At 51.0% G+C, this 13,775-nt stretch carries 12 protein-coding genes and 3 tRNA genes; 8 read left to right on the forward strand and 7 right to left on the reverse strand.

Features of this window, described 5'->3' with window-relative positions:
• Position 1: 1 nt before the first annotated feature.
• The 3 genes from OGX98_RS17485 (at position 2) to OGX98_RS17495 (ending at position 279) form a co-directional block, all read left to right on the forward strand.
• A tRNA-Val gene (locus OGX98_RS17485) sits at positions 2-77 on the forward strand.
• Between the two features lie 46 nt (positions 78-123).
• A tRNA-Val gene (locus tag OGX98_RS17490) sits at positions 124-199 on the forward strand.
• Between the two features lie 4 nt (positions 200-203).
• Positions 204-279 (forward strand) — tRNA-Lys (locus OGX98_RS17495).
• 280 nt (positions 280-559) lie between these two features.
• Here OGX98_RS17495 and OGX98_RS17500 read toward each other — a convergent pair.
• From OGX98_RS17500 to OGX98_RS17515, 4 genes are all read right to left on the reverse strand, one after another.
• On the reverse strand, positions 560-1,444 hold the full coding sequence (locus OGX98_RS17500; RefSeq protein ID WP_045445875.1) for a LysR family transcriptional regulator: 885 nt from the start codon (positions 1,442-1,444) through the stop codon (positions 560-562).
• A gap of 97 nt (positions 1,445-1,541) precedes the next feature.
• Entirely contained in the window at positions 1,542-2,798 is a 1,257-nt protein-coding gene (locus OGX98_RS17505; RefSeq protein WP_284096361.1) for a nucleoside permease, read from the reverse strand.
• A gap of 60 nt (positions 2,799-2,858) precedes the next feature.
• Positions 2,859-3,692: a xanthosine phosphorylase gene (xapA, locus tag OGX98_RS17510; RefSeq protein WP_045445882.1), complete on the reverse strand. Its 834-nt coding sequence runs from the start codon at positions 3,690-3,692 to the stop codon at positions 2,859-2,861.
• A gap of 219 nt (positions 3,693-3,911) precedes the next feature.
• Complete coding sequence (locus tag OGX98_RS17515; protein ID WP_045445885.1) at positions 3,912-4,838, reverse strand: LysR family transcriptional regulator; 927 nt, start codon at positions 4,836-4,838, stop codon at positions 3,912-3,914.
• A gap of 89 nt (positions 4,839-4,927) precedes the next feature.
• Here OGX98_RS17515 and OGX98_RS17520 point away from each other — a divergent pair, with 89 nt between their 5' ends.
• Positions 4,928-5,926 (forward strand): bile acid:sodium symporter family protein, encoded by a 999-nt coding sequence (locus tag OGX98_RS17520; protein ID WP_045445888.1) that lies wholly within the window; start codon positions 4,928-4,930, stop codon positions 5,924-5,926.
• Here the strand turns inward: OGX98_RS17520 and OGX98_RS17525 are convergent.
• The 3 genes from OGX98_RS17525 to zipA all read right to left on the reverse strand — a co-directional run bounded on the left by OGX98_RS17525 (position 5,923) and on the right by zipA (position 9,213).
• On the reverse strand, positions 5,923-6,141 hold the full coding sequence (locus OGX98_RS17525; protein ID WP_045445890.1) for a DUF3820 family protein: 219 nt from the start codon (positions 6,139-6,141) through the stop codon (positions 5,923-5,925). The genes OGX98_RS17520 and OGX98_RS17525 overlap by 4 nt on opposite strands.
• Position 6,142: 1 nt before the next feature.
• Positions 6,143-8,158 (reverse strand): NAD-dependent DNA ligase LigA, encoded by a 2,016-nt coding sequence (ligA, locus tag OGX98_RS17530; RefSeq protein WP_048220859.1) that lies wholly within the window; start codon positions 8,156-8,158, stop codon positions 6,143-6,145.
• Between the two features lie 71 nt (positions 8,159-8,229).
• On the reverse strand, positions 8,230-9,213 hold the full coding sequence (gene zipA, locus OGX98_RS17535) for a cell division protein ZipA (protein ID WP_286595659.1): 984 nt from the start codon (positions 9,211-9,213) through the stop codon (positions 8,230-8,232).
• Positions 9,214-9,444: 231 nt separating this feature from the next.
• Between zipA and cysZ the strand changes: the two genes are divergently transcribed.
• The 4 genes from cysZ (at position 9,445) to ptsI (ending at position 13,755) form a co-directional block, all read left to right on the forward strand.
• Entirely contained in the window at positions 9,445-10,206 is a 762-nt protein-coding gene (cysZ, locus tag OGX98_RS17540; protein WP_286595660.1) for a sulfate transporter CysZ, read from the forward strand.
• Positions 10,207-10,369: 163 nt separating this feature from the next.
• On the forward strand, positions 10,370-11,341 hold the full coding sequence (gene cysK, locus OGX98_RS17545) for a cysteine synthase A (RefSeq protein WP_045445901.1): 972 nt from the start codon (positions 10,370-10,372) through the stop codon (positions 11,339-11,341).
• 383 nt (positions 11,342-11,724) lie between these two features.
• Complete coding sequence (ptsH, locus tag OGX98_RS17550; RefSeq protein ID WP_002913505.1) at positions 11,725-11,982, forward strand: phosphocarrier protein Hpr; 258 nt, start codon at positions 11,725-11,727, stop codon at positions 11,980-11,982.
• 45 nt (positions 11,983-12,027) lie between these two features.
• Positions 12,028-13,755 (forward strand): phosphoenolpyruvate-protein phosphotransferase PtsI, encoded by a 1,728-nt coding sequence (ptsI, locus tag OGX98_RS17555; protein WP_045445911.1) that lies wholly within the window; start codon positions 12,028-12,030, stop codon positions 13,753-13,755.
• The last annotated feature ends 20 nt before the right edge of the window (positions 13,756-13,775 follow it).

Consider the following 13,775-nt stretch of genomic DNA (forward strand, 5'->3'; position numbering starts at 1 on the left):
TGGGTGATTAGCTCAGCTGGGAGAGCACCTCCCTTACAAGGAGGGGGTCGGCGGTTCGATCCCGTCATCACCCACCACTTTCTCGCCAGCTGGATTTCTTACAACAAAATGAAGTACCGAAGTGGGTGATTAGCTCAGCTGGGAGAGCACCTCCCTTACAAGGAGGGGGTCGGCGGTTCGATCCCGTCATCACCCACCACTTCGGGGCGTTAGCTCAGTTGGTAGAGCAGTTGACTTTTAATCAATTGGTCGCAGGTTCGAATCCTGCACGCCCCACCAATGTAAAAAGGCGCCCTAAAGGCGCCTTTTTGCTATCTGCGATTTATAAGATTCGAACCTGCAGCAGGTTCGGGTCTCACGTAGTGAGACAACGGAGCCGTTTGCGGCGACGGCCCGGAGGGTGTGCGAAGCGAGTCATCCTGCACGCCCACCAGTGTAAAAAGGCGCCTTTTTGCTATCTGCTATTTGAAAAATCCTGATAAGCGCTTCACTCGCCATCCCTACAAAATGATATGTTTTAAGCCGGATAAGACATTCGTACTACCATCCGGCAGAAATATCACATCGTCAGTGCCCCCACCAGTTTCTCCAGCGCAGGCGTCGCTTGTTGTTGGTCATACACAATATACAAATCTGCCGGAATACGTTCTTCTAACGCCCGGAATACAACACCCGGCCAGTTCATCTGAGCGTAGCTATCTGCAATTAACGTAATACCAATTCCCATGCTAATCATCGCCAGCACCGTTTGCGGCTCACGCACTTCACGAATTATCATCGGAGAGAATCCAGCGCTCTGGCAAACACGTTGCAGAAATGCCCAGTCAGTATGAACTGAAGGCATAGTGACAAAATATTCGTTACGCAGCGCTTCCAGCGGTACTGCATCATAAGCAGTAAGTGGATGCTCTTCCGGCATAGCCACCAGAAAAGAAGATTCATGCAAACGCAGGCTGGTAAATCCGGGAGAAGGCTCAGTTGCCATCCGCCAAACACCCGCATCCAGTTCACGCCGCTCCAGCATGGTCATTTGCATTGCAGGCATGTTTTCACGGAACAGTACTTCGACGTTAGGGTTATCCTTCAAAAAACACCGCATCACCGGACGCATTTTTCCCCACATTGCGGTGCCAATAACGCCGAGCTCGATCCGCCCTGCCTCGCCACGACCAATCTGTTCAACTCTTGCCAGCGCCTGATTCGCACTGGATAACAGACGGCGTGACTCTTCCATCAAAATTTTTCCGGCATGGGTTAACGCCACACTCCGGGAATGGCGGATAAATAAAAGCGTACCAAGTTGCTGTTCCAGCTCTTTAATATGAGTACTGAGCGGAGGTTGTGACATATTCAGGCGAGCAGCAGCACGTCCAAAATGCAGTTCTTCTGCGACAGCAAGAAAATAACGCAGTAACTTCAGATCGATACGGTGCGTGCGTTCCATGTGTAATGCGCTCCTGAAGCGAAGGATAATGCGCAAAGTTACCACATTGCATCGCAGAACATGAAACGGCAGGCATGAGCGCCTGCCGTTATGATGGTCAATGTGCCAGCGATTTCTGCACTGGTTTTTCCGGCTGATGTTTATAGCGGAAGAACAACGCAAAGATAACAGCTAATAGCAGAGAATAAGCAGCAAATACCAGCCAGATAGTCTGCCAATCCTTGATACCATCAACAGAGAAATAATCCACTGCCATACCGCTCAGGATTGAGCCAACCCACGCCCCAACACCGTTCACCATGGTCATAAACAGGCCCTGCGCACTGGCACGAATATTGGAACTCACCTCCTGCTCAACGAACACTGATCCTGAGATGTTGAAGAAATCGAACGCACAGCCGTACACGATCATCGACATCAGCAGTAGAACAAAACCAAACGGTGACGGATCGCCAAAAGCAAAGAAACCAAAGCGCAGCGTCCACGCCAGCATACTCATCAACATCACCGTTTTAATGCCAAAGCGTTTCAGGAAGTACGGGATGGTGAGGATAAACCCCACTTCCGCCATCTGTGAAACCGAAAGCAAAATAGACGGATACTTAACGACAAAGCTGTCAGCAAACTCGGGGCTACGAGCAAAATCATGAAGGAATGGATTGCCAAAAACATTAGTGATTTGCAGCACAGCGCCAAGCATCATCGCAAACAAAAAGAAAATCGCCATTCGCGGATTTTTAAACAGGACGAAAGCATCCAGCCCCAATTTACTGGCGAGCGTCGTGGCGGTTTTCTTCTCTGCAACAGGAATTTTCGGTAATGTAAAAGCGTACATTGCCAGCAACAACGATGCACCAGCCGCGATATACAGTTGCGCACTACTGAGTTCCAGGCCCATCAAACTTACTGTCCACATGGCAACAATAAAACCAATAGTGCCAAATACGCGAATCGGCGGGAAAGCGGTTACTGGATCCTGACCTGACTGTGCAAGGCAGGAGTATGAAACGCTGTTCGATAACGCAATCGTCGGCATATAAGCCATCGCGTTAGCTAACATAACCCAGAACATGGTCTCAGGGTCAGTCACGGTTGTCGCGTATAACAACACACCTGCGCAAACCAGATGGCAAAGCATGTAGGCACGTTCTGCACGAAGCCATTTATCAGCGATAATCCCCATAATGCCTGGCATAATAATCGCAGCCAACCCTTTCGAACTGTAGACCATACCGACATTAGCCCCAGTGAAATCCAGGGTGTTAATCATGTAAGAACCCAGGGTCACCAGCCAGCTTCCCCAGATGAAGTATTGCAAAAACGACATGAGCTTTAAGCGAGATGCGATACCCATATTTCCGTTCCTTGCCACTCAAAGTAAGACCCCGCAAGCGGGGTCATTTTTATTATTTATTCAGGCCAGTTTGCGTAAGAAACCGCAGATCAGATTGATGAAGTTCTGCCGGGATAGCTCAGCGGCAGCCAGTGTCTGCGCGTGAGATAATTTCACATCCCCCAGTCCTTCAGCCAGATTCGTAATGGCTGCAACCGCAACCACTTTCAGGCCACAGTGACGCGCAGTGATAACTTCGGGCACGACTGACATCCCGACGACATGACCTCCAATGATTTGCATCATGCGAATTTCTGCTGCTGTTTCAAAGTTTGGTCCCGGATAGGAAACAAATACGCCTTCACTAAGCGGGAAACCCTCTTCTGTCGCGACGGTTTGCAGGATTGCACGATAGTCTGCGTCATATGCATTCGCCAGCGAGAAGAAGCGCTCTCCAAAACGCTCATCGTTAAGCCCAACCATTGGCGTACCCGGCATAGTATTGATGTGATCGCTAAGCGCAACCAGACTACCTGGTCCTACTTCGGGACGCAGAGAACCTGCGGCATTAGTGCAAAACAACAGTTCGCAACCAAGCAGTTTCAGAGTGCGAATGGCATCGGTCATCACCGTCATGCCGCGACCTTCGTAGAAGTGCCCGCGCCCTTTCATACACGCAACGGGAATCCCCGCCAGATTCCCCAGCACCAGCTCACCAGCATGGCCATGTACGGTACTAACCGGGAATCCCGGCAGCTTCTCGTAAGAGATCGCCACCGCGTCCTCAATTTGATCTGCCAGCGCGCCAAGGCCAGAACCGAGGATAAAAGCCACGCGCGGCGTGAAATCAGGTTTGTAACCACGAATGATATCGGCGCTATACCAGGGATTCTGTGAAAAAAGTGAGGCGTTCATGGGATATCCTTAAAACTGAGTAATCGAAAATATCGTAGGGTGCTGTGATGTTATAGCGAGACTACGCAATCGATTACCAATACACTTTTCCCCGACTATCGATAGCAAATCTGTATTGATAACGTGGGCTAAATCGGTGCGAACTCACATTATTTCCCCGCCAGAAATGGCAGACAGCGCTCAAGCACGAGCAACAGCAGCCCTTTTATAAGGTGAGGTTTATATCTGATAGAGCGGATCGCGGACTCGACCCGCGGTTAGTTCACTGGCCTGTGTACGTACCACGTCCCACAAAGCCTGAGCGGCGGTCGATAACGACCGATTTTTGCGTCGAGCCAGCATCAACTGTCGTTCAACCACGGGTGTCAAACGTTTGACCTGCAGATGACTCCCCTGCGGCAAGGGTAACGCCAGCGCGGGCAACACACTAATACCAATCCCCGCTTCGACCATCGGAAAGAGCGTCGCCGGATGGCCAATCTCCTGCACAATATTGGCATCTATGGAAAAATGGGCCAGCGCTGCATCAATCAATGGCCGGCTACCGGACGCATAATCCTGTAATACAAGCTTCGCGCCCTGTAACGCCTGCCAGGGCACATAATCCTGCGCTGCAAATGGATGTTCGCGATGACACAAGAGAAAGAAGGGCTCGGAGAGGATCGACTCACACTGAAGATCGCTCGCCGCACCAGGATCGATAACGATCCCAAAATCAACATCGCCCTGCCGAATGCTTTCCATCACCCATTGCTGTGGGCGATCGTGCAGAACAAACTGGATATCAGGGTAGCGCCGGTGGCTTTCAGCAATGCACTGTGGAATTAAATGCGCAGAGATGGTCTGGCTGGCGGCAACCCGAACTTTACCACTCAACTGCTGCCCCATACGTCCGGCTTCGCGCAGCGTGCTGTGCAGCTCATCCAGGATGCGCTCCAGTCGTGCCGCCAGCTGTTGCCCGGCTTCCGTCAACACAACCTCTCGTGTTGTGCGATCCAATAGCCTGACACCTGTCTGCCCTTCCAGCTCTTTAACGCTATGGCTGACCGCCGACTGACTTAAGCCAATAATTTCCCCCGCCCGACTGAAGCTTTTAGCCTGAGCGACGGTGACAAAGATGCGTAGCTGACGTAGTGAGTAATTCATTTATTCAATTCATATATGGATGCAATAAATCAATTTTATTTCTCAAACAGAAAAACGCAAAATGTTGATACCGAATCCCAGGAGCTTTTATGAAACTTTTTCGTATCCTTGATCCGTTCACCCTGACGCTTATTACGGTCGTTTTACTGGCATCCTTTTTTCCAGCCGAAGGCGGTTTTGTGCCCTTCTTTGAAGGTCTAACCACCGCCGCTATTGCCCTGCTGTTTTTTATGCACGGAGCAAAGCTTTCGCGTGAAGCCATTATTGCGGGCGGTAGCCACTGGCGTTTACATCTGTGGGTAATGTGCAGCACCTTTGTGGTCTTTCCTGTGCTGGGTGTCTTGTTCGCCTGGTGGGCACCGGTCAACGTTGATCCGATGCTATACACAGGCTTCCTGTATCTGTGCATTTTGCCGGCCACAGTGCAGTCGGCTATCGCCTTTACATCGCTGGCAGGCGGTAACGTAGCTGCCGCAGTTTGCTCCGCCTCGGCCTCCAGTCTGTTGGGTATTTTCCTCTCTCCGTTACTGGTAGGCCTGGTAATGAATATGCATGGTGCAGAAGGCAGCCTGGAGCAAGTTGGTAAGATCATGCTGCAATTGCTGTTACCTTTCGTACTGGGACATCTCTCGCGTCCATGGATTGGTGCCTGGGTGTCACGCCATAAAAAATGGATCGCTAAAACCGACCAGTCCTCCATTCTGCTGGTGGTTTACTCTGCATTCAGCGAAGCGGTCGTTAACGGTATCTGGCACAAAGTTGGAGTCGGCTCACTGCTGTTTATCGTTGTGGTCAGCATCGTATTGCTGGCAATTGTGATTGGTATCAACGTCTTTGTTGCGCGTAAATGCGGCTTCAACAAAGCCGATGAAATCACCATTGTTTTCTGCGGATCGAAAAAGAGCCTGGCGAACGGGATCCCGATGGCGAATATCCTGTTCCCGACGTCAGTGATAGGAATGATGGTGCTGCCGTTGATGATCTTCCATCAAATTCAGCTCATGGTGTGTGCCGTGCTGGCGCGTCGCTATAAACGACAAACTGACGAATTACAGGCGCAGCGGGAAAGCCGCGCAGCAAAGGCTTAAAGCGGACGTTTCAGGGGCTGCACCAACTGCGTCAGCCCCTCAGTTTTAATCAGCAGCGTGATTTGCATCAGTTCACCCAGTTTGCCCGGTGGAAACTCATCCTTACGGGCAAACCACAACAGATACTCTTCCGGCACATCAATCAATCGCCGCCCTTTGTATTTACCAAAGGGCATCACGGTATTGGCGATGTCAATCAGCTGCTCTTTTTCCATTTCAGGCACCCAGTAAACGAATCATTTCGGCTTCATCAATCACGGCAATGCCCAGTTCCTGGGCCTTCGCCAGCTTCGATCCTGCCGCTTCGCCAGCAATCACCAGGTCGGTTTTCTTCGATACGCTTCCCGCAACTTTCGCACCGAGTTCGCTCAGTCTGGCTTTAGCATCATCACGGGACATCTGGCTCAGACTTCCTGTCAGCACCACCGTCTTACCGGCGAAGGGACTGTCTATCTCCTCTGCATTGATAACAACAGGAGCGGGCCAGTGAATGCCTTGTGCCAGCAGTTGGCCAATGACCTCGCGGTTACTCTCTTCCGCAAAGAAGTTAAACACGTGCGTGGCCACCACGATGCCAACATCCGGTACTTTTTGCAGTTCGTCAATGGACGCTGCTTCCAGCGCATCCAGGGTACCGAAATAAGCAGCCAGTCCCGCAGCAGTCGCTTCACCAACCTCACGAATACCAAGCGCATAGAGGAAACGGGCAAACGTCGTTTCTTTCGCTTTCTCCAGTGCATTCACCACATTTTGCGCCGACTTTGGCCCCATACGATCCAGTCCGGTCAGCTTACCAGCAGTTAACTGGAACAGATCGGCTGGCGTATGGACATACTCTTTCTCAACCAGTTGGTCGATAATTTTATCGCCCATGCCGTCAACGTCCAGCGCCCTACGCGAAACAAAATGTTTGAGAGATTCTTTACGCTGTGCACCACAAATTAAACCACCGGTGCAGCGGGTAACAGCCTCACCTTCAACACGCTCAACGTCAGATCCACATACCGGGCATTGGGTAGGGAATTCTATTTCACGCGTCTCTTCCGGGCGCTCGGAAAGCACCACGTTCACGACCTGCGGGATCACATCACCTGCACGGCGAATCACTACTTTGTCACCGATGCGCAAACCAAGACGCTCGATTTCGTCGGCGTTATGTAGCGTGGCGTTACTGACCAGCACGCCGGCGACCTGTACTGGCTCAAGACGGGCAACGGGCGTAATCGCACCGGTACGTCCAACCTGGAATTCGACATCGCGCACAAAGGTCATCTGTTCCTGCGCAGGGAATTTAAACGCCACAGCCCAGCGCGGTGCGCGGGCAACGAAGCCCAGTTGCTCCTGCAGCGCCATTGAGTTGACCTTAATGACCACACCGTCAATGTCAAAACCAAGCGACGGACGGTCCTCCTCCACCTTGTGGTAGAACGCCAGAACAGCTTCTGGTGAATCGCATAGCGTCACTCTGTCGCTGACCGGAAGCCCCCATGCTTTAAATTGCAACAAGCGGCCCAGATGGGTATCAGGCAGTTCGCCTCCTTCAAGCACGCCGACGCCATAACAGAAGAAAGTAAGTGGTCGCTTCGCCGTAATACGTGGATCAAGCTGGCGCAACGAACCCGCCGCCGCATTACGCGGGTTAGCAAACACTTTATTGCCAGTACGACGCGCTTCTTCATTGATTTTTTCAAACCCGGCCTGTGGCAGGAACACCTCACCACGCACTTCCAGACGGGCTGGAATATTTTCGCCACGCAATTTTAGCGGGATAGCGCGAATGGTGCGCACATTAGAGGTAATATCTTCGCCAGTCGTACCATCACCGCGTGTCGCAGCACTCACCAGCACACCATTTTCATACAAGATACTTACCGCCAGACCGTCCAGCTTCAGCTCGCAGCACCAGGTCAGTTTGTCGGTACTCTTCAGCCTGTCCTGCACGCGTTTATTGAAGGCCAGAAAACTCTCTTCATCAAAGACGTTATCCAGCGACAGCATTGGGACTTCATGGCGTATCTGGCTAAACGCCGCCAGCGGGGCTGCTCCTACGCGTTGAGTTGGCGAGTCGGGCGTAACCAGCTCCGGATGCTGCGCTTCCAGTTCACGCAGTTCACGCATCAGGCGGTCATATTCCGCATCGGGAATTTCCGGCGCGTCCATCACATGGTAGAGATACTCATGATGGCGAAGCGTGGTTCGCAGTTCTGTCAGTTGTTGTTCGATTGATTCCATATCGCACCATCAATGATAAAAAACCCCCGACAGGCGGGGGTTCAGAAAGGAGATGTCACGCCAGAAGAAGATCAGGCGTGTGATTCTTTAACTTCGCGGATGCGGTCCTGATACTCGCGCAGTTTCTGCGGCGTCATCATTCGACGCTGATCATCAAGCACCACACCGCCGACTTCATCAGCAATGTGCTGTGCGGACTGCAACATCAGCTTAAAGTTTTGCAGCTCGTCCCCATAAGAAGGCACCTGCATAAAGATGGTGACGCCAGGGGTGGTAAAATCGCCGGTCATCTCAGGATCAAACGTTCCGGGGTTCACCATATTCGCAAGGCTGAACAGCGACGGACCGCTGCCGTCCGGGCTCAGATGACGATGGAAAATATTCATATCGCCAAACTTGAAGCCGGCCTGCTGAATGCTGTTGAGCAGCACTTCACCATTAAGCTCGCTGCCATGATGAGCCGCGACGTTCATAATGATGACCGCTTCTTTACGCTGCGGTTTTTCAGCAACAGGCTCTTTTTCAACAACGGGTTCAGGCTGCGGTTGATGCTCCACGGCTGGCTCCACAGGCTGGAAGGTCTGCGGTGCAGGTTGCGGGGCTTGCTGCACGGGTTGCTGAACCTGCGGGGCCACTGGCTGAGGCTGAACCGGCTGGTGTTGTACAGGCTGTTGCTGTTGTACAGGCTGCGGCGGATGCTGAACATGCGGCGGCACCGGCGCTTCAGCGGGCTGCTGCGCGGGTTGACGCGGCTGAGCAGACGCATAAGGCGGCTGGTACTGGTGTTGCGGCGACTGAGGAGGAACCCCATGTTCCTGAGCGTTGCCGGGAGCATGATTCACACGATGAACGCGAACTTCGCCCACACCTTCGTCTTCCTCGACGTTATCGTCGAACGAATCCTCATCGTCACGTTTAGACTTCATGCGTTTAAGTGGGCGATCGCGGAATATAGAAGACCGCTCTTTACGGCTAGTCCAGAAACCATGTACCAGTAAAGCGATTATGGCGATCGCGCCAACAATGATTAATATCAGACGCAAATCCTGCATCATTATATTCTCTGTTGTTCTAACACCTTGCCACCACGGCAAACATTTACTTACTAAGAGTATTTGTCGATTACGCCAAGTGCAAGTGCGCTCTCAACTTTCACAGCATAAAGATGAACAAAATCGTGCTTTTTGCTGTTTTTTCGAACATTTCCGAACTGGTCTACGCTCAACAACCGAGTAAGATAGGTAAAGTTTACCCAGGGTTTATATAATACGGAGTACGTCCTGACTATGGTTTCATCATCTGCAGTTATATCACGCAGCGGTTTTTATTACTTTTCTCAGGGATGGAAACTCATCACCCAACCGGGGATCCGTCGTTTTGTTCTCCTGCCTTTGCTGGTGAATATTCTGCTGATGGGGGGAGCATTCTGGTGGTTATTTACGCAACTGGATAGCTGGATCCCCGCACTAATGAGCCATGTCCCGCAGTGGCTACAGTGGCTCAGTTATATACTCTGGCCTATTGTGACCATTTCCGTACTGTTGGTATTTGGCTACTTTTTCTCCACGATTGCTAACTGGATCGCCGCCCCCTTTAACGGATTGCTGGCAGAACAACTGGAAGCGCGCCTGACCGGCGCAACCCCGCCAGACACCGGGGTGCTAGGCATAATGAAAGATGTGCCGCGCATTATGAAACGCGAATGGCAAAAGCTGGCATGGTATCTTCCGCGCGCCGTTGTGCTTCTGCTTCTCTATTTCATTCCTGGGATTGGCCAGACTGTCGCGCCGGTGCTGTGGTTTTTGTTCAGCGCGTGGATGCTGGCTATTCAGTACTGCGACTATCCTTTTGATAACCACAAAGTTCCTTTCAAAGAGATGCGCACCGCCCTGCGCACGCGCAAAGTCACTAATATGCAGTTTGGCGCGCTGACCAGTCTGTTCACACTGATCCCGGTACTGAATCTGGTGATCATGCCAGTCGCGGTTTGTGGAGCCACGGCGATGTGGGTAGATTGCTATCGTGATAAACACGCGTTATGGAAATAATGCAAATATGTGTAAAACACGAGTGGCTTAGATCCACTCTTATTCCATACTGGAACGCATTATTTCTCATCAGCATATAGATATGCGAATTCCTTACTTCCCCATACTTTTTCAACAGGTATGCTGAAGCGGTATCCCAATTTCATACAGTTAAGGACAGGCCATGAGTAAGATTTTTGAAGACAACTCGCTGACTATCGGTCATACGCCGCTGGTTCGACTGAACCGTATCGGTAACGGACGCATTCTGGCGAAGGTGGAATCACGTAACCCAAGCTTTAGTGTCAAATGCCGTATCGGTGCCAATATGATTTGGGATGCCGAAAAACGTGGGGTACTGAAACCGGGCGTTGAGCTGGTCGAACCAACCAGTGGTAATACCGGGATTGCGCTGGCCTATGTCGCCGCCGCTCGCGGTTACAAACTGACTCTGACGATGCCGGAGACCATGAGCATTGAGCGTCGTAAGCTGCTGAAAGCACTGGGTGCGAACCTGGTACTGACCGAAGGCGCAAAAGGTATGAAAGGCGCCATTCAGAAAGCGGAAGAAATTGTCGCCAGCGATCCGGAAAAATTCCTGTTGCTTCAGCAGTTCAGCAACCCGGCAAACCCGGAAATCCATGAAAAAACCACCGGCCCGGAAATCTGGGAAGACACCGATGGTCAGGTTGATGTGTTTATCTCTGGCGTGGGTACCGGCGGTACATTGACCGGGGTAACACGCTACATTAAAGGGACCAAGGGCAAAACGGACCTCATCACCGTTGCTGTTGAACCTACAGATTCTCCAGTTATCGCCCAGGCACTGGCAGGTGAAGAACTTAAACCTGGTCCGCACAAAATTCAGGGTATTGGCGCAGGCTTCATTCCGGGTAACCTTGACCTGAAGCTAATCGATAAAGTCGTGGCGATCACTAATGAAGAAGCCATCTCTACAGCGCGCCGCCTGATGGAAGAAGAAGGTATTCTGGCAGGTATCTCTTCGGGTGCTGCGGTTGCTGCTGCACTTAAGCTCCAGGAAGATGAAGCCTTTACCAATAAGAATATAGTGGTTATTCTACCGTCATCGGGTGAGCGTTATCTGAGCACTGCACTGTTTGCCGATCTCTTTACTGAGAAAGAACTGCAACAGTAATGCCAGCATGTTAAAAACGCGTAAAAAAGCACCCTTTTGGGTGCTTTTTTGTGGCCTGCTTCAAAGTTTCAACCCACCTGGCATTGATTCAGCCTGCCGGAACTGGTATTTAACCAAACTAATTATTTTGATGCGCGAAATTAATCGTTACAGGAAAAGCGCTAGCTGAATCGATTTTATGATTTGGTTCAACTCTTCCTTTCGCGGCATAATGTTTAATGACGAACGAAACGTCAGCGGCAAGAAGTTGCCAGCAACGGATTGCACCGAACTCCTTTTGTGTCGCGTCCTGTTTACGCCGACGCTAACAATACAGGCTAAAGTTGAACCGCCAGGCTAGACTTTAGTTCCACAACACTAAACCTATAAGTTGGGGAAATATAATGTTCCAGCAAGAAGTTACCATTACCGCTCCGAACGGTCTGCATACTCGCCCTGCTGCTCAGTTTGTTAAAGAAGCAAAAGGCTTTACTTCTGAAATTACTGTGACTTCCAACGGCAAAAGCGCCAGCGCAAAAAGCCTGTTTAAACTGCAGACTCTGGGCCTGACTCAGGGCACCGTTGTTACCCTTTCCGCAGAAGGCGAAGACGAGCAGAAAGCAGTTGAGCATCTGGTTAAACTGATGGCTGAACTCGAGTAAGTTCAACGAGTTCTTTTCAATATCAGTCACAAGTAAGGTAGGGTTATGATTTCAGGCATTTTAGCATCCCCGGGTATCGCTTTTGGCAAGGCACTGCTGCTGAAAGAAGACGAGATCGTCATTGACCGGAAAAAAATTTCTGCCGACAAGGTTGATCAGGAAGTTGAACGTTTTCTGAGCGGTCGTGCCAAGGCATCTGCGCAACTGGAAGCGATCAAAACTAAAGCTGGTGAAACGTTCGGTGAAGAAAAAGAAGCCATCTTTGAAGGGCATATCATGCTGCTCGAAGATGAGGAGCTGGAGCAGGAAATCATAGCCCTGATTAAAGATAAGCACATGACGGCTGACGCAGCTGCGCATGAAATTATCGAAGGTCAGGCCACAGCCCTGGAAGAGCTGGATGATGAATACCTGAAAGAACGTGCGGCTGACGTACGTGATATCGGTAAACGCCTGCTGCGTAACATCCTGGGTCTGGCAATTATCGACCTGAGCGCCATTCAGGAAGAAGTTATCCTGGTTGCCGCCGATCTGACTCCGTCAGAAACCGCACAGCTGAACCTGAACAAGGTGCTGGGTTTCATTACTGACGCAGGTGGCCGTACTTCCCACACCTCAATTATGGCGCGTTCCCTCGAACTGCCTGCCATCGTGGGTACCGGTAGTGTTACCTCTCAGGTTAAAAACGACGACTATCTGATTCTGGATGCCGTAAACAACCAGGTTTACGTCAATCCAACTAACGACGTTATCGAGCAACTGCGTGCCGTTCAGGAGCAGGTGGCGACCGAAAAAGCGGAACTCGCTAAGCTGAAAGATCTGCCAGCTATCACGCTGGATGGACATCAGGTGGAAGTTTGCGCCAATATCGGTACCGTTCGTGACGTTGAAGGCGCTGAGCGTAATGGCGCTGAAGGTGTTGGTCTGTATCGTACCGAATTCCTGTTCATGGACCGTGACTCGCTGCCGACTGAAGAAGAACAGTTTGCCGCGTATAAAGCCGTTGCAGAAGCATGTGGCTCTCAGGCTGTCATCGTACGTACCATGGACATTGGCGGTGATAAAGAACTGCCGTACATGAACTTCCCGAAAGAAGAGAACCCATTCCTGGGCTGGCGTGCCGTGCGTATCGCTATGGATCGTAAAGAGATCCTGCGTGACCAGGTTCGCGCTATCCTGCGTGCTTCTGCTTTCGGTAAACTGCGCATCATGTTCCCGATGATCATCTCTGTTGAAGAAGTGCGTGCACTGCGTAAAGAGATTGAAATCTATAAACAGGAACTGCGCGACGAAGGTAAAGCATTTGACGAAAGCATCGAGATTGGCGTAATGGTGGAAACACCAGCTGCGGCAACGATTGCGCGTCATTTAGCCAAAGAAGTTGATTTCTTTAGTATCGGCACCAATGATTTAACGCAGTACACCCTGGCAGTTGACCGTGGTAATGATATGATTTCACACCTTTACCAACCGATGTCGCCATCTGTTCTGACGCTGATCAAGCAAGTTATTGATGCTTCTCATGCTGAAGGCAAATGGACCGGCATGTGTGGTGAGCTTGCAGGCGACGAACGTGCTACACTTCTGTTGCTGGGGATGGGTCTGGACGAATTCTCTATGAGCGCCATTTCTATCCCGCGCATTAAGAAGATTATCCGTAACACGAACTTCGAAGATGCGAAGGTGTTAGCAGAGCAGGCTCTTGCTCAACCGACAACGGACGAGTTAATGGCTTTAGTTAACAAGTTCATTGAAGAAAAAACAATCTGCTAATCCACGAGATGCGGCCCAAT

The organism is Citrobacter sp. Cm046, assembly GCF_030333065.1.
Lineage (GTDB): Bacteria > Pseudomonadota > Gammaproteobacteria > Enterobacterales > Enterobacteriaceae > Citrobacter > Citrobacter murliniae.

What these genes read in the sequence shown, in the direction of transcription:
- OGX98_RS17500 (WP_045445875.1), bottom strand. Translation starts at nt 1,444, where the DNA reads ATGGAACGCACGCACCGTATCGATCTGAAGTTACTGCGTTATTTTCTT.
- OGX98_RS17505 (WP_284096361.1), bottom strand. Translation starts at nt 2,798, where the DNA reads ATGGGTATCGCATCTCGCTTAAAGCTCATGTCGTTTTTGCAATACTTC.
- xapA (WP_045445882.1), bottom strand. Translation starts at nt 3,692, where the DNA reads ATGAACGCCTCACTTTTTTCACAGAATCCCTGGTATAGCGCCGATATC.
- OGX98_RS17515 (WP_045445885.1), bottom strand. Translation starts at nt 4,838, where the DNA reads ATGAATTACTCACTACGTCAGCTACGCATCTTTGTCACCGTCGCTCAG.
- OGX98_RS17520 (WP_045445888.1), top strand. Translation starts at nt 4,928, where the DNA reads ATGAAACTTTTTCGTATCCTTGATCCGTTCACCCTGACGCTTATTACG.
- OGX98_RS17525 (WP_045445890.1), bottom strand. Translation starts at nt 6,141, where the DNA reads ATGGAAAAAGAGCAGCTGATTGACATCGCCAATACCGTGATGCCCTTT.
- ligA (WP_048220859.1), bottom strand. Translation starts at nt 8,158, where the DNA reads ATGGAATCAATCGAACAACAACTGACAGAACTGCGAACCACGCTTCGC.
- zipA (WP_286595659.1), bottom strand. Translation starts at nt 9,213, where the DNA reads ATGATGCAGGATTTGCGTCTGATATTAATCATTGTTGGCGCGATCGCC.
- cysZ (WP_286595660.1), top strand. Translation starts at nt 9,445, where the DNA reads ATGGTTTCATCATCTGCAGTTATATCACGCAGCGGTTTTTATTACTTT.
- cysK (WP_045445901.1), top strand. Translation starts at nt 10,370, where the DNA reads ATGAGTAAGATTTTTGAAGACAACTCGCTGACTATCGGTCATACGCCG.
- ptsH (WP_002913505.1), top strand. Translation starts at nt 11,725, where the DNA reads ATGTTCCAGCAAGAAGTTACCATTACCGCTCCGAACGGTCTGCATACT.
- ptsI (WP_045445911.1), top strand. Translation starts at nt 12,028, where the DNA reads ATGATTTCAGGCATTTTAGCATCCCCGGGTATCGCTTTTGGCAAGGCA.